The 14,062-nt window shown below is 64.0% G+C and carries 14 protein-coding genes and 2 pseudogenes; 2 read left to right on the forward strand and 14 right to left on the reverse strand.

Translation table 11 applies throughout. From position 1 onward, the window contains the following. The 14 genes and pseudogenes from hypF to CWO89_RS29970 all read right to left on the reverse strand — a co-directional run. Window positions 1–2,131: carbamoyltransferase HypF (gene hypF / locus CWO89_RS29905; RefSeq protein WP_165421395.1), on the reverse strand; the 2,131-nt coding region annotated here is incomplete at its 3' end. Between the two features lie 2 nt (window positions 2,132–2,133). Beyond that, entirely contained in the window at window positions 2,134–3,033 is a 900-nt protein-coding gene (hypB, locus tag CWO89_RS29910; protein ID WP_130582160.1) for a hydrogenase nickel incorporation protein HypB, read from the reverse strand. Further along, a complete protein-coding gene (gene hypA / locus CWO89_RS29915) occupies window positions 3,033–3,374 on the reverse strand; it encodes a hydrogenase maturation nickel metallochaperone HypA (RefSeq protein ID WP_130582161.1) in 342 nt (113 codons plus the stop codon). Before hypA ends, hypB begins: the two co-directional genes overlap by 1 nt. Further along, window positions 3,367–4,458 (reverse strand): nickel-dependent hydrogenase large subunit, encoded by a 1,092-nt coding sequence (locus CWO89_RS29920; RefSeq protein WP_130582162.1) that lies wholly within the window; start codon window positions 4,456–4,458, stop codon window positions 3,367–3,369. Before CWO89_RS29920 ends, hypA begins: the two co-directional genes overlap by 8 nt. Beyond that, entirely contained in the window at window positions 4,455–4,967 is a 513-nt protein-coding gene (gene hybE / locus CWO89_RS29925; protein WP_130582163.1) for a [NiFe]-hydrogenase assembly chaperone HybE, read from the reverse strand. Before hybE ends, CWO89_RS29920 begins: the two co-directional genes overlap by 4 nt. Beyond that, complete coding sequence (locus CWO89_RS29930; RefSeq protein ID WP_130582164.1) at window positions 4,964–5,173, reverse strand: rubredoxin; 210 nt, start codon at window positions 5,171–5,173, stop codon at window positions 4,964–4,966. The genes hybE and CWO89_RS29930 overlap by 4 nt, the downstream gene beginning before the upstream one ends. Beyond that, a complete protein-coding gene (locus CWO89_RS29935; protein WP_130582165.1) occupies window positions 5,170–6,033 on the reverse strand; it encodes a hydrogenase expression/formation protein in 864 nt (287 codons plus the stop codon). The genes CWO89_RS29930 and CWO89_RS29935 overlap by 4 nt, the downstream gene beginning before the upstream one ends. After that, window positions 6,030–6,476, reverse strand: coding sequence for a thioredoxin domain-containing protein (locus CWO89_RS29940; protein ID WP_130582166.1), 447 nt, complete (start codon window positions 6,474–6,476; stop codon window positions 6,030–6,032). The genes CWO89_RS29935 and CWO89_RS29940 overlap by 4 nt, the downstream gene beginning before the upstream one ends. Window positions 6,477–6,737: 261 nt before the next feature. Continuing rightward, complete coding sequence (locus CWO89_RS29945) at window positions 6,738–7,034, reverse strand: HypC/HybG/HupF family hydrogenase formation chaperone (protein ID WP_130582167.1); 297 nt, start codon at window positions 7,032–7,034, stop codon at window positions 6,738–6,740. A gap of 26 nt (window positions 7,035–7,060) precedes the next feature. Further along, window positions 7,061–7,639 (reverse strand): HyaD/HybD family hydrogenase maturation endopeptidase, encoded by a 579-nt coding sequence (locus tag CWO89_RS29950; protein WP_130582168.1) that lies wholly within the window; start codon window positions 7,637–7,639, stop codon window positions 7,061–7,063. Between the two features lie 16 nt (window positions 7,640–7,655). Next, window positions 7,656–8,399 carry a Ni/Fe-hydrogenase, b-type cytochrome subunit gene (gene cybH, locus CWO89_RS29955; RefSeq protein ID WP_130582169.1) on the reverse strand — a complete coding sequence of 248 codons (744 nt, stop codon included), beginning with the start codon at window positions 8,397–8,399 and terminating at the stop codon, window positions 7,656–7,658. Window positions 8,400–8,408: 9 nt separating this feature from the next. Further along, the gene (locus CWO89_RS29960) at window positions 8,409–10,199 is read right to left on the reverse strand and encodes a nickel-dependent hydrogenase large subunit (protein WP_130582170.1); all 1,791 of its coding nucleotides are present in this window, start codon (window positions 10,197–10,199) and stop codon (window positions 8,409–8,411) included. A 30-nt stretch (window positions 10,200–10,229) separates the two neighbouring features. Then, complete coding sequence (locus CWO89_RS29965; RefSeq protein ID WP_130582171.1) at window positions 10,230–11,321, reverse strand: hydrogenase small subunit; 1,092 nt, start codon at window positions 11,319–11,321, stop codon at window positions 10,230–10,232. A gap of 216 nt (window positions 11,322–11,537) precedes the next feature. Then, window positions 11,538–12,730 (reverse strand): annotated as a pseudogene (locus CWO89_RS29970) (nickel-dependent hydrogenase large subunit); the annotation flags it as partial. A 31-nt stretch (window positions 12,731–12,761) separates the two neighbouring features. On the opposite strand from CWO89_RS29970, the gene CWO89_RS29975 reads away from it, so the two are divergent. Both CWO89_RS29975 and CWO89_RS47175 read left to right on the forward strand, forming a co-directional pair. Then, complete coding sequence (locus CWO89_RS29975) at window positions 12,762–13,601, forward strand: hypothetical protein (protein ID WP_207234603.1); 840 nt, start codon at window positions 12,762–12,764, stop codon at window positions 13,599–13,601. Further along, window positions 13,598–14,062, forward strand: a pseudogene (locus tag CWO89_RS47175) (hypothetical protein); the annotation flags it as partial. The gene CWO89_RS29975 and the pseudogene CWO89_RS47175, both read left to right, overlap by 4 nt.

Here is a 14,062-nt window from a genome sequence, read left to right on the forward strand (position 1 = left end):
CAATGCAGCCGCGTCCGATCTCGTTCGACAGGATCGCGTTGAGGAAGCAGCCGCCGCTCAGGGTGACGGTCGTAGTTCCGGTCTCGCGCGCCGCGCGGGTAATCCAGTCGACGCAGGCCGCGGCGAAAGTGCCGTGGAACAGCTCGGCTCCCTCGACGGGATCGAACCTCTCGGCTGCAAGGCGCGCGAGCAACGGCAGCAAAGACAGCACGCCGTGCGCGATGGTCCAGCCGTCTTTCATGATACGGAGCATGCGAACCAGTGCCTCCAGCCTCATCGCGGCTTCGCCTTCATAGCCCTGCACCGGGCAAAGACCCAGCAACCCTGCGGCTGCGTCGAACAGCCGACCGGCGCTGGTCGTCGTCGGCACGCCTGTTTGCTCGAGCAAGGCGGAGAGACGCGCGGCCTGCGGCTGCGCCGCAAAGCGAGCCGCAACCGTCTCGCCGCGTCCCAGGGCATGCAGCACGCCAGCGGCGATCCGCCACGGCTCGCGCGCGGCGCGATCACCGCCCGGCATCTTCATCGGCGCGAGATGGCCGAGCCGCCGGAACCGCGCGCCGTCGCATAGCAAGATCTCGCCACCCCAATTGCCGCCATCGCTGCCATGGCCAAAACCGTCGAGCACCAGCGCCAAGACCGGTCCGGCGACGCCATGTTCCGCCATCACGGAGGCCGCGTGGGCATGATGGTGCTGGACCGCGATCAGCCGCTTCCCGCGTCCTTCCGCAAAGCGGGTCGAGGCCATGTTCGGATGCAAATCATGGGCGACGACGACCGGCTCGACGTCCAGCGTTGAAAGCAGGTGATGCACCGTCTCCTCGAAGAAGCGGATGCCCTCCGCGGTGTCGAGGTCGCCGATGTGCTGGGAGACGAAGGCCTCTCTGCCCCACGTGACCGTCACGGTCGATTTCAGGGCACCGCCGACGCCAAGGATCGGCGGCACGGCGCGCGCGAGGCGGACCGGTTCGGGCACATAGCCGCGGGCGCGCCGGAGGAATTGCGTACGGCCTGCAACGACCGCCGCCACGGAATCGTCGGCACGGGTGACGATGTCGCGGTCATGGGTGACGATGAGATCGGCGATGCCGGCAAGGCGCCGCTCCGCCTCGCGATTGTCGATCAGGAGCGGCTCTCCGCCGGGATTGGCGCTAGTGGCGACGATCGCCCAGCTTTCGCCGGCCCGCTTATGCGCCGAGTTCAGCGCGTTGAAGATCAGGTGATGGAGCGGGGTGACTGGCAACACGACGCCGAGCAGCGACAGTTCCGGCGCGATCGCAGGCGCGAGCCGATGGTGCGACGGCATCAGCACTATCGGCCGCGGCGACGTTTGGAGCAACGCAAGCTCGGCGGCATCGGCGCCGGCGATGTCAGCGACCGCATCCACCGACCCGACCATGACGGCAAAAGGTTTTTGGTCGCGCTGCTTGCGCTGCCGCAGCCGCCGCACGACCCGCTCGGCGCGGGCATCGCAGAGGAGCTGATAACCGCCGAGCCCCTTGATCGCGACGATTTTGCCGCCGGCAATCGCAGAGGCGACGTCTGCGATTTCGTGGCTGAGCCTCGGGCCGCATTGTGGGCAGGCGATCGCCTCGGCATGAAAGCGGCGGCTCCTGGGATCTGCGTAATCCTCCGCACAGGTTTTGCACATCGCAAAGCGCTTCATCGCCGTGGCCGAACGGTCATAGGGCAGCCGCTCGGCAATGGTGTAGCGCGGACCGCAATGGGTGCAGTTGACGAAGGGATAGCGATGAAAGCGGCTGGTCGGATCGAACAGCTCGCGCAAGCATTCCTTGCAGGTTGCGGCATCGGCGACGATGCGCGTCGACACCCTGCCCTGCTCGCTGGCGCGGATACAAAACTCCGCGCTTGCGACCGCGCCGACCGGCTGCACGGAAATCTCGTCGATCCGGGCAAGCGGCGGCTTTTCGAGCGGCAGCGCCGCGACGAAGTCCGATGCGCGCTCGCCCTCGACCTCGATGACGACACCGTGGGAATCGTTGGCGACGAAGCCGCCGAGGCGATAGCGCGTGGCGAGACCATAGACATAGGGACGAAAGCCGACGCCCTGCACCGCGCCGCGCACGTGCAGACGCAGCCGCCGTCCGTCCAATGTTACGGCCTCGCCGCCCATTGTCACTCCGCCGCCGTCATCGAGGCTGGCTTCATCGTCAAAACCCGCTTGCCGATCCAGGCATAGAAGGCCGGGAAGCCTTCGCCGGTGCGCGCCGATACCGTCAGCACTTCGATGTTCGAATTGACCCGCCGCGCATATTCGATGGTCTTCGCGAGATCGAAGTCGAGCACGGGCGCGAGATCGATCTTGTTGATCAGCATCAGGGATGAGGCCGCGAACATGTCCGGATATTTCAGCGGCTTGTCTTCGCCCTCGGTGGTTGAGAACACCACGATCTTGCAGGCCTCGCCGAGATCGAATGCGGCCGGACACACAAGATTGCCGACATTCTCGATGAAAAGGAGGCCACCATTCAGCCAGGGCAGCCGGTCATAGGCCTCACCGACCATGGCGGCATCGAGGTGGCAGCCCTTGCCGGTGTTGACCTGGATCGCCGGCACGCCAGTCGCGCGAATACGCTCGGCATCGTTGGAGGTCTGCTGGTCGCCTTCGATCACGCCGATCGCAAAACTATCCTTCAATTCGGATACGGCGCGGACCAGCAGCGAAGTCTTGCCTGCGCCGGGGCTCGAGACCAGGTTGAAGACCAACACATCGTCGGCGCGGAAACGCGCGCGGTTGTCGGCGGCGAGCCGGTCGTTTTTGTCCAGAATGTCGCGCTCGACCTGGATGATGCGATCGCTGCTCATACCCGCGATCTTTTGGCCTGCCGGATTTGCGCCGCAGTCGACTAAGCCGGCATCGCCCGGCGCATGGTCGTGGAGATGGTGGTGTTCATGGCCGTGACCGTGATGATGTGGATGATGATGCCCGTGGTGACCATGGTCATGATCGTAATGATGATCATGTGTATGTTCGATGGACGCCTTGCCGTCGCTGCAGCCGCAGACCGTACACATCAGTCGATCTCCAATTCTCTTACACGCATCTCTTCGCCGCTCGTCACTTGCAATTGATAGCCGCCGCAGGAGAGGCACGGCTCGTAACGCTGCTTGATCTCGACGCTTTTTGAACAGGCCATGCACCAGGCTGTTCCCGGCGTCTCGACGATCTCGAGTTTTGCGCCTTGCGCAATGGTTCTTGCGGCGACGGCCTCGAAGCAAAATTTCATCGCCTCCGGCGCGACGTGGCTGAGCGCTCCGATTTCGAGGCAGACGACATTCACCTTGGTGAAGGAGCGCTTGCGCGCTTCCTCCTCGACAATGCCGACGATGCCTTCGCACAGCGCCATCTCATGCATGGCCCGCCTCGCGAAAACTGAGGCTGAAGCCGACGCAGGGGTCAAACGAGTCGACCAGCATGCGGACCGCATCCTGTCCCTGGCGGCCGGCGGCAAGCAGCAAGCCCTTGAGGCTGCGGACCAGCGGTCCGCGGGCATGGAAATTCCACTCGGTCGGCGCCAGGAATTCGAAGCTGACGATGCGATCCTCGTCGTCGAGCGCAACCGCGTGGTAGAGGCGGCCGCGCGCGCATTCGACCGCAGCCGCGCCCTTGCCGGTACCGAGCCGATAGCTCGCGACCACGCCGTCATCAAAATCCTCCTCGCGGCCATCGAGCCAAGCGCAGAGCTCTGCCACCTCGGTGATGCGCGCCTTGAGCCGCGCGGCGGGGCTCGCGCCCGCAGACAGGCCCGGTTCGCGCCCCGCCCGGCGCGCCCAGATGCCGGTTTCTGGAATTTTGCTGCTGACTTCCGGCGCATCGGAATAGGCCGCACCATCCGCCAGCAGGCGCGTGACGATTTCGAGATCGTCAGCCGCGGTCAGGAATGATTGCTCGGCCACCGGCCGCGACAATGCTTCGCCATCGCAGCGAGCGACAAATGCGGCGAGCGCGCTGCCCGGCGCGAGCGCCTGGCCGTCGCCGGCGATCCCCAGCGCGGCGAGCGCAGCTTTGATCTGTGCGACCGCGTCGCGACGGAAGGCTTGTGGCACGCCTTCGCTCGCGCCGCTTAGGATCGTGCTTGCCTGCATCATGCCACGCACGGCGGAGGCGCTTGCGCGGTCTAGCGCGAACCGTCCGATAAACAGGCCGCGCAGCAACTCGGTAAGTCGCTCAGAGGCGACCGCAATGGCTCGACTCTGCACGATCGCTTGCGTCGCGTCCTGCCCCTGCGCCGCCTCGACCGCCGACAGGAGCGCCACCTGATGGGCGACCGAGCAGAGCGAGAACAGCCGCGGCAGCACCGATAGCAGCGAAGCCGCCGGCTTTCCCGCAAACAGCCGCGTCAATGGCGGCCGGCTGCGCGGCCGGATCGCGACATCGGCGATCGTGGCGCCGGCAAGCCACACCGTGATGTCGATCTCATTGCGGAAGGCCAGGCTCATCCGCGCCGCTCCGTCAAAGCCCCACGCAGGAAGTTACGCCGATCGATCGAGGTTGTCGCGGGCTCGCGGCGGCGGACCGCCTCCTCGCTGTCGGCCGGCAGCATGAGTTCGGCGAGCGCGGCTTCGGCCGTCGCCCGCGCCGCCGCCATGTCGGCGAACTCAGACATCGGCGAGAACAGCGAACAGCTCGCGATCCGGCTCATTTGCCCGACCTCGCTGAGGGTAAATTCGACGTCCCCCGCGGGAAAGCGGATTCGCAGTGTCGCGCCCGAGGTGTCCCGCGCGGCGCTCGCCGGCATCACGACGTTCATGAACCAGGGCGTGACCATGATGCCGACGATGCTGCTGTTGAACCGGCGGAAGCCGACTGCCTCGACGCTGAGCGCATCGTTGTAGATCGGCAGATCGCGCATCGCGCGCTCGCCGATCTCCCGATAGCTTCCGGCGAGAAGCTCGCCCCACGCCACGGCGTCGGCGTCGGCGTCGGGATTTGGCGCGCTCCCCGTCATGCTTCGATCGCCATGAATTTGGATTTCGGGGCATCGCAGTTCGGGCAATGCCACTCCGCCGGCAGCTCCGCGAACGGCGTGCCGGGTGCGATCTGCGCCACCTCGTCGCCATCAGCTGGATCATAAACGGTCCAGCAGATGCCACATTCCAGCCGCGCGACATCGGCGACATCCTGGCGCACGCCAAAGTTTTCGAAGGCGCTCATTTGAAGTAGGCCTCGATGATTTCCTGCAGCCGCTCGGCAGAGTCCTCAAAGTCCTCATCCGCGGCGATCGCGACGGTCGGCACTCCGCCGACTTCCAGCGTGTCCAGAATGATGGTGTCCATGGCGTTGAAGAACTGGACTGACCAGACATTGCGGATGCCCGTGGAAAGCACCCGGCAGGTGCCATAGCCGCGCGACACGAGCTGGATCGGTCCGTTCCGGATCGTGTCCTGCAGGAAGCTCATATCGACCGGGCTCATCGGCAGCAGCGTGAAGTTGATGATCTGCGAGCGAATGCCGGGCCGCCAAGCCAGCGCTCGCTCGCGGATTTCGGCGAGCACCGGCAGCACGTTCATGGCGCCCTCCGGAACCTGCCCGATTTCGAAATCGACGGACGTCAGGTCGGCGGCCGCGCGCCTGACGATCTCCGGAATCGCGCCGATCTCGAGATATTCGTGGTTGGCGTCGGTCTCGAGACGCACGCGCCAGAGCCCCGCCAGCACCGATTCCTGGATCTGGGCCAGCGATCCGTCCGGCAGCGCAACAACGCCTCCGACCTCGCCTTCGCCGAGCACGTCGGCCACGAGCTTGCTCTCGAGATCGTTGAGATTGCCGAGCCGGAACAGTTGAGACGGCGCGTCCGCCTTTTGGCCCGCGACGCCTTCCGCGACCCTCGAGAGCAGCGCGACCGCGTTCGGGCAGCTCTTCGCAAGCTCAGCGCTGTCGAGCGTCGCAAGCCTTGCGAGCGCGCCGGCCGCCGTCAGGCTGCCCTTCGCGGCATTGAGGCTCTCTTCGCCGATCGGAAACACGCTGACCGGTAGCTCGGCGCCTTCGGGCGCATCCCAGAATCCGACTTTCATAGCTCGACACCTTGTGCGCGATGCTGGGGAACAATGGTGACGGCGACCGCGGCGCTCTGCCCGCGCGGACGGTCGATCAGCTTGTTGATGCGGTCGATATAGACCGACCAGTCCTGGATCTTGGCGATTAGCCCCAGCGTCTCACCCTTGGCGACGAGGATCAGCGTCGGTTGCACGCGCACGCCAAAGCGCTGGCCGAGCGCGCTCTCGTCGCCGCGGGCGATGACCGCACCGCGCAGCCGGCCCCCGAACGCCGCGATCAGCTCCGGCAACACCACGGCGACATCGATCGCCTCCGGAAAGCGATTGGGATCGCCCGCCGACAGCAGCACCGCGACCGCCCCGGCCTCATCAGTCGCGCCAAGAAAATGATCGACCGTCGCGGCGTCGACCTCATTCAGGCCGTGCCGCGTCAGATCATGCTTCCCTACCTGGAATTCCATCAGACCTCCCCTGACAAGCATATGAAGTTGCTCGGGATAGGAATTAGCAAGTCATGTGCCAGCACGCGCTAGCGACTTTTCGGATTTATATCATTGATTTACATCATGTATTTTATGACACGCAAGATGACTCGCGCCCCAATGATAAGATACTTTCCATTTCTGATGAAAGCCAACTTTGCAGATAGAAAGATACCTTCCACGCAGCCCGTTGTGCGCCCGCACGCCGATCCGGCCGCGGATGCATGCCTGGACGTTGGCCTATTCCGACCGAAGGTGCGCGGGCAGTTGCGGCTCGCGGCCGATCAGGTCGGCGAAAGAGCGGTCGCAATCCTCGCCGTCGAGCGCCGCACCAAGACCGTCGATCGCAGCTCCGATCAGCCGCGCCTCTTCCTCATCGAGACACCGGATCGCGGTGTCGATATAGACGAGCACATGGGCGCCAACCGGAGGGTTGGAGAGCAGCAGCATGGAGACGCGGCGCTGCTCGCCGCGAAATTCGCACAGCGCCGACATGCCGTCGGTCTCGACAATTGTCATCGGCAGGCCGAGGCACATCGCGCTGTCTCCGGAGGCCGCGCCGGTCAGGCCGGCCGCATCTCGTAATTGGCGTGATTGATGTCATTGGCGAGCAGCCGCTCGGACTGCGCCAACGGCGCGCTGCGGCGGCTGACCGTGACGTCCCACTCGGCCAAGATCTCGCAGGCGAGATCGATCGCAGGCGAGATCTGCTCGCGCACCGGCGGCGTCAGCGGCCCGCCCCAATCCTCGAGATCGAGCGGCTGGCAGCCGATCAGTACGAGATGCTTTGGGCAGCGGCCGAGCAAATCGGCGGCGCTGATCACTTCCTGGAAGCCGGTCTGGTGCAGGCTCATCTTCTTGGCGCCGGTGAAGCGCGGCACCTCGTCGTCGCGCACGAGCTTCAACTGGCCGGGTTCGAGGCCGTAGTCGATGGCGTCGAACACGATCATGCGGTCGGCCTCTTCCAGATAGTTGACGAGGTAGAGACCCTGCGTGCCGCCGTCGAGGATGGTGACGTTACCAGGCACGGCGTAGCGGCGGTGGAACTCCTCCACCGCGCGCACGCCAAATCCTTCGTCGGCCCACAGGATGTTGCCGATGCCGAGCACCAGGATGCGGTTGTCTTGCGAGAATGTCGGCATCGGCAGCTTTTCAATTTCAATCGCGGAATTGACGTTCGCCGGAGATCATCGAGGAGATGATGCTCTGGCGTGACATGATGTCTTCGCGGACCGCGGCGTAGACGTGCACCATCACGAACACGACCAGCGCCCACATGCCGAGATGATGCCAGGTGTGAACATCCTGGCTGTTCGGCCAGATCGCAAACACCCAGCCGAACAGCTTGTGCTGCCAGCTATCGATACCCGCACCTTCCGAATAGAGCGCAAAGCCGGTGACGATCATGAAGGTCACGAACAGCGTGAAGCCGGTGAACATCGCGGTCTGCGCCAGCGGGTTGTGGCCGACATACATCTTCGGCTGGCGCTCCAGGAACGCGTACCAGCGAATCTCATGCAGCACTTCCTTCCAGAACTGCCGACGATGCACCGGCAGATAGAAGATCTGCCGGGAATGGTGGTTGCCGGCGAAGGCCCACAGGATTCGCGCGAGGAAGAACACCGCGAGCACCTGCCCGGCCGCGAAATGGGCAAAGCGGATATAGCCCATCACGAAGTTGGCGGACGCCTCGCCCTCGACCGACGGCAGCGGCGTCCCGATCAGATAGCCGGTGACCATCAGGATCAGAATCGAGAACGCATTCACCCAGTGGCAGATGCGCACCGGCGCTTCGTAGACATAGACGGTGGGCCGGCCCACCGCATGTTCGCCGGCTGCATCGGCCGCGATCTCGGTGAGGTCCTGTTCGGATTCCGCCGGAGATGCAACTGCATCCATCATGACCGCCTCCTACCTGACCTTGACTTTGGCGAGCTCCTGGCCGTCCGGACTCATAACGTGGGTCGAACAGGCCAGGCATGGATCGAAGGAATGGATCGTTCGCAGGATCTCCAATGGCTGCTCGGGATTGACCATCGGCGTATTCATCAGCGAGGCCTCGAATGCGCCGATATTGCCCTTGGGGTCGCGCGGCGAGCCGTTCCAGGTGGTCGGTACCACGCACTGGTAGTTGTCGATCTTGGTCTCCTTGATCTTGATCCAGTGCGCGAGCGCGCCGCGCGGGGCCTCGGTGAAGCCAAAGCCCTTGGCTTCCTTCGGCCAGCTCTCCGGCTTCCACTTGTCGACGTTCGCGGTCGAGCTGTCGCCGGCCTTGATGTTGGCGATAAGCTTGTCCTGGAAGTAGCGCATCTGGCGCCCGGCCCAGACCGACTCGAGCGCACGCGCAGCGGTGCGGCCGAGCGTCGAGAACAACGCCGACATTGGCAGATTGAGATCCTTGAGGAACTTGTCGACGGGATCCTTGAACTCGGCCTTGTTCTGCGCATAGCCGACGACCCAGCGCGCCAGCGGGCCGACCTCCATGGCGTGCCCGTTCCAGCGCGGTGCCTTGATCCACGAATACTTGCCGCCCTCGTCGAGTTGCTCGATCGCGGTCTTGGTGCCCTTGGCATTGGGCCCGAGCACGTAGTTCGGCTCGGTGACGCCGTCCCAGGGATGAAGGCCCTTGGTTTCGTCGGGATATTTGTACCAGGAGTGGACCACGAACTCCTGAATCTCGTCGGGGTTGGCATGATCGACCGGAAGTACCTCGGACAGATTGCCGTTGATGATGGCGCCCCGCGGCAGCTTCAGGTTCTTGGCGGAATAGTCGTTCGCATGTTCGGGCACGTCACCATAGGCGAGCACGCTCTGGCCCGAAATGCCGCCGCCATAAAGCCAGTCCTTGTAGAACGAACCGATTGCAGCCACGTCGGGCAGATAAACCATCTCGTTGAACTCAATGATACGATCGATGATCGAGGAGATCAGGTTCAACCGCTCCATGTTGATGGCGCCGACGGCGCCGGTGCCGTCGACATTGATCGGACAGGGAACACCGCCGACAAGCCAGTTCGGATGCGGATTCTTGCCGCCGAAGATGGTGTGGATCTTGACGATCTCCTTCTGGAAATCGAGCGCTTCCAGATAATGCGCCACTGCCATCAGATTGGCCTCCGGCGGCAGCTTGTAGGCCTTGCTGCCCCAATAGCCGTTCTTGAACGGACCCAACTGTCCGGACTCGACGAACTTCTTCAGGCGGGTCTGCAGATCCTTGAAATAGCCGGGCGAGGACAGCGGCCAGCTCGAGATCGACTGCGCGAGCGTCGAGGTCGCACGCGGATCGGCCGAGAGCGCGGAGACGACGTCCACCCAATCCAGCGCATGCAGGTGATAGAAATGGACGACGTGGTCGTGCACCTGCAAGGCAAGCTGCATCAGGTTGCGAATCGAATTGGCGTTCTCCGGAATGGTGATCCCGAGCGCGTTCTCGACCGCGCGCACGGACGTCAGCGCGTGCGTGCCGGTGCAGACACCGCAGATCCGTTCGGTGAACGCCCAGGCGTCGCGCGGATCACGGTTCTTCAGGATCACTTCGATCCCGCGCCACATCGTGCCAGTGGAGACCGCGTTGCGGATGACGTTATCGGCGTCGACATTGACCTCGACCCGCATGTGGCCTTCAATCCGCGTAACCGGATCGACGACGATGCGCTTGCCGGAATTGTCGAGATTGAAGCCGTTGGGAGTCTGGATACCCATGGTTGTCCTTGCCCAAGTGTGTCTTTATGTTTAGCTGTTGTGATCGGCGTCTTCGCGCTTGCTCGCGAGCCGCTTCACCGCGGTCACCGCCGCATGCGCGGCCACTGCGGCGCCGACGGCGCCGGCCGCCGCCATGCCGATCTGGTCGGCATTTTTCTCGATGCCGAACTGCTTGATGTTGGTGAGACGGTCGTAGAACGAGCCCTTATCCCAGAAGCCGTCCTCCGAGCAGCCGATGCAGCCATGGCCCGACTGGATCGGAAACGAAACGCCGCCGTTCCAGCGCACCGTCGAGCAGGCGTTGTAGGTGGTCGGGCCCTTGCAGCCCATCTTGTAGAGGCAATAGCCCTTGCGCGCGGCCTCGTCGTCCCACTCCTCGACGAACTGGCCGGCATCGAAATGTGGCCGCCGATAGCACTTGTCGTGAATGCGCTGCGAATAGAACATTTTCGGCCGGCCCTGTCGGTCGAGCTCGGGCAGTTTGCCGAAGGTGGTGATGAAGGTGACGACGCCGGTCATCACCTCGGCGATCGGGGGGCATCCCGGTACCTTGATGATCGGCTTGTTGGTGATGACCTTGTCGATGGGCGTCGCCTGTGTCGGATTGGGCTTTGCCGCCTGCACGCAGCCCCAGGACGCACAGGCACCCCAGGCGATGATCGCCATCGCGTCCTCGGCCATCATCTTCAGCTTCTCGACGAACGGCTTGCCGCCGTCGATACAGAACATGCCGCCTTCATTCAGTGGCGGATTGCCCTCAACCGCGAGGATGTACTGGCCTTTGTGCTTGGCGCGGGTTTCCTCGAGTATGGCTTCCGCCTGGTGACCTGCGGCCGCCATGATGGTGTCATCGTAGTCGAGCGAGATCATCGACAGCACCGCATCCTTGACCAGCGGGTGCGCGGAGCGGATGAAGCTCTCGGAGCAGCAGGTGCATTCGAGACCGTGCATCCAGATCACAGGCACGCGCGGCTTGGTCTCGAGCGCATTCGCAATGCGGCTCGCCGCCAGCGGCCCGAGCCCGAGGCTCGTCGCCGTGAGGCTGCAGAATTTGTGAAAGCTCCGACGCGTGATGCCTTGCCACCTGATCACGCTGTAAAATGTTTCCGTCGCCGCGCCCATGAATCCTCCCGTCTTCGGTTTTGACCTGTCGATGACGACTAGGACAGCAAGAAGCAGGCCAATCCTCGCGCGCGCGATGAAAGTGGAGGAATTCCAGACTGTTGCAGACTTGAATTGCCCAAAGCGCAGCGCTCGAACAGGCTTCGCAAGCCCGAAGCGGAAACAAGTCGGTTTCCAGACGGCAACGAAGTTCCCGCTTACGCAGCGCGGGAATATTTAGTGCGCGGTGCACACCATGCAGGGATCGAACGAGCGCACGATGTGCTGGATTGCGACGGCGCGCGGCCCGGCATCGCCGACGTCGGTACCGACCAGAGCCTGCTCCAGCGGGCCGCCGACATCGAAGGAATCGCGCGGCGAAAAATTCCACGTCGTCGGCGCGATGATCTGGTAGCGTTCGATCCTGCCGTCCCGAACCGCCATCCAGTGCCCGAGACTGCCGCGCGCGGCTTCGACCAGTCCGACATAGCTTCCGTTGGGAGTCTCGCGCGTATTGTGGCAGAATGGCTCCGACAGTCGCAGCGCGCGCGTCCATTGCTCCATCGCAAGCGCGATGCGCGCGGTCTCGATCAGCCGCGCGATCACGCAATTGCGCACATTGGTGCCGCTGACCGACACTAGGTCCGCAATCAGTGCCTGGCCCGCCACGGTCTGGCGCGCGATCGCGCCAACCTCGATCGGCTGCCCCGAGAGCCGCGGCGCCTTGCACCAGCTATAGGCCGCCGGCTTGTCGGGATCGGGAACCGTGCTGCTGTGAGCGGGATCCGCGGATGAACCCCGCATCCAGGCGTGCGAAACGTCCTCGGTGATCTGCGTCAGCGGCAGCGGCTCGATTGCGGCTCGCGGGCCAAACAGGCCGCGCGGAAACAACTCGCCGTCGACCCCGTGATAGGCGCCATAGCTCATCATCTGGCCGGCGCCCCTGCCGAGCCCGCTCAACGCGAGACCGTCCGCAAGCCGCAGGAAAGCGCAAAGTCGCCGCCGCGGCCGTCGCGCCAGCGATCGAGCTCGCTCGCGGACGATATCGCCAGCACATTCTCCAGCGTGTCAGCAAACACGATGCGCTCGAGGAAGCTGCGAAAAGCCGTCGTGATCGACAGCAGCCGGACGCGCTCGCCGAGATCGATGGCGCGCGTGGTGCCGCCGGGCTGAAACGCAAGACTGTGGAGCCATTTCCCGGCGACGATGCCCATGGTCTCGAGCAGCCGTGCCCGCGCCGGCAACACGTCGCGCGCCGCGCTGCCGCGGGTCGCCGCAAAGCGCTCGCGCGTCTCTTCGTGCCAGCCATGCGCCGCATAGGCCTCGCGGGCAAAGTCTGGCATGAAGAAGATGTAGAAGTGGGTCAGATGGTCGGCCGCGTTCTCCCCCGCATGCGCGATGTTGGTGGCAAGCAAGCCGTTGGGCGCTGCCCGGCGGCGGCACAGATCGATTGCACGAATCTTGGCCTCGATTGAATGCTTCGCCGGTGTCGCGGAGCTGTCCGCCTCAGCATGGAGCAGCGCAATCGGCGACGATCTTGCTGCGCAGACCGCTGTCCAGAAATGGCGGCAGGCGCATCCGGTCGACCGGCTCTCTCCCGCCGAGCTTTCGGACCTCGTGGACTATGCGATCGGAGCGCCGGGCGTCGCGCTGGGCCGGGCTCTGCTGCGGCACGACCCGACGATTCTCAATCCCACGCGCTACTCCGAACTGGTGCAACTGAGTTGGCAGGGGCTTCGCGCCTATCTCGATAATCCGGTGATCCTGTCATCATTGTCGGGAAAGAGTGCGGTCGATCAGGTCATGGGTGCGGTCGTCAATGGCGGTCTTGAAAGCGTTCTCGACGAACACTTCTGGCTCCGCGCGCAGAACCTGCAAGAGGGTGCGATTGGGCTTGCCAAGGACTTGCAATCATCTCTCGGACTTCGCGCCGGCGGCTTCAGCTTCCATGGCATCGGCGGACCTCTGCATAAGATTCCCGTGCGCTGCCATGTTGCCGTGCCCTTTGGAGATGCCGAAACCGAGCCCGTCATCAAAGTGGATGGTGGCGTGGCGCAAGCCACTCCGGTCCGCCCCGACGAAGTGCGCCGTAGCTTCAACACACCCTTTTGGCCGCATGTTCTTGCCACGACGTCGGTTGGACAGGAGGGACTGGTTTTTCACCCATGGTGCTCGCATGTCGTTCATTGGGATCTCTCCTCCAATCTGCTCGACCTGAGCAACGTGAAGGTCGCGTCCAGCGCTACGCGGGCCTGTCGGTCAGGCGAAGGCTGTCCGCGGAATTGCGCGATGAAGTATTGAAAGATCCCGCCCTGGCCAACGGCTCGCCGTGGCGTTGCGTACAAAGACATGCGGAGCGTTTCGTCGATGCCAGCGGCCTTCGTCCTTGGTGGGTGCTCGACGGAGCTGAAATCCGCCGCCACGTCTTCGAGCGCCCCTTTGGGAGGGACATTGCGCGGTTCGCCCAACTTCGCGAGCAGCGAATGATCTATCGGCTGGCCCTTGGACAGCCCAATCAGGAGGGTTTCATCGACGTGTTGTCGCGCGGGGGCAAGGCAACCCGCACGCTGTTGCAGCCACTCATCCTTGATTTGTCCGCGATGGGTCTTCGAACGAAGGCAATCCATGCCTCGGGTATTGGTCAGAGCCCGATATCGATCGCCCCTCCTCCGGTCAGCATGGACGAAGATATGTCTGCGCGGCCGCCGCCGGCCGAGGCGACGGCCGTCGATCGAGCGATGCCTGACCGCACCGCTCGAACG

Origin of the sequence: Bradyrhizobium sp. Leo170, assembly GCF_004296405.1 — a bacterium.
In the GTDB taxonomy this organism is placed as follows: domain Bacteria; phylum Pseudomonadota; class Alphaproteobacteria; order Rhizobiales; family Xanthobacteraceae; genus Bradyrhizobium.

Excerpts from the sequence above, each read along its gene's own strand:
- hypB (WP_130582160.1), bottom strand. The coding sequence starts at position 3,033 with ATGTGTACGGTCTGCGGCTGCAGCGACGGCAAGGCGTCCATCGAACAT.
- hypA (WP_130582161.1), bottom strand. The coding sequence starts at position 3,374 with ATGCATGAGATGGCGCTGTGCGAAGGCATCGTCGGCATTGTCGAGGAG.
- CWO89_RS29920 (WP_130582162.1), bottom strand. The coding sequence starts at position 4,458 with ATGAGCCTGGCCTTCCGCAATGAGATCGACATCACGGTGTGGCTTGCC.
- hybE (WP_130582163.1), bottom strand. The coding sequence starts at position 4,967 with ATGACGGGGAGCGCGCCAAATCCCGACGCCGACGCCGACGCCGTGGCG.
- CWO89_RS29930 (WP_130582164.1), bottom strand. The coding sequence starts at position 5,173 with ATGAGCGCCTTCGAAAACTTTGGCGTGCGCCAGGATGTCGCCGATGTC.
- CWO89_RS29935 (WP_130582165.1), bottom strand. The coding sequence starts at position 6,033 with ATGAAAGTCGGATTCTGGGATGCGCCCGAAGGCGCCGAGCTACCGGTC.
- CWO89_RS29940 (WP_130582166.1), bottom strand. The coding sequence starts at position 6,476 with ATGGAATTCCAGGTAGGGAAGCATGATCTGACGCGGCACGGCCTGAAT.
- CWO89_RS29945 (WP_130582167.1), bottom strand. The coding sequence starts at position 7,034 with ATGTGCCTCGGCCTGCCGATGACAATTGTCGAGACCGACGGCATGTCG.
- CWO89_RS29950 (WP_130582168.1), bottom strand. The coding sequence starts at position 7,639 with ATGCCGACATTCTCGCAAGACAACCGCATCCTGGTGCTCGGCATCGGC.
- cybH (WP_130582169.1), bottom strand. The coding sequence starts at position 8,399 with ATGATGGATGCAGTTGCATCTCCGGCGGAATCCGAACAGGACCTCACC.
- CWO89_RS29960 (WP_130582170.1), bottom strand. The coding sequence starts at position 10,199 with ATGGGTATCCAGACTCCCAACGGCTTCAATCTCGACAATTCCGGCAAG.
- CWO89_RS29965 (WP_130582171.1), bottom strand. The coding sequence starts at position 11,321 with ATGGGCGCGGCGACGGAAACATTTTACAGCGTGATCAGGTGGCAAGGC.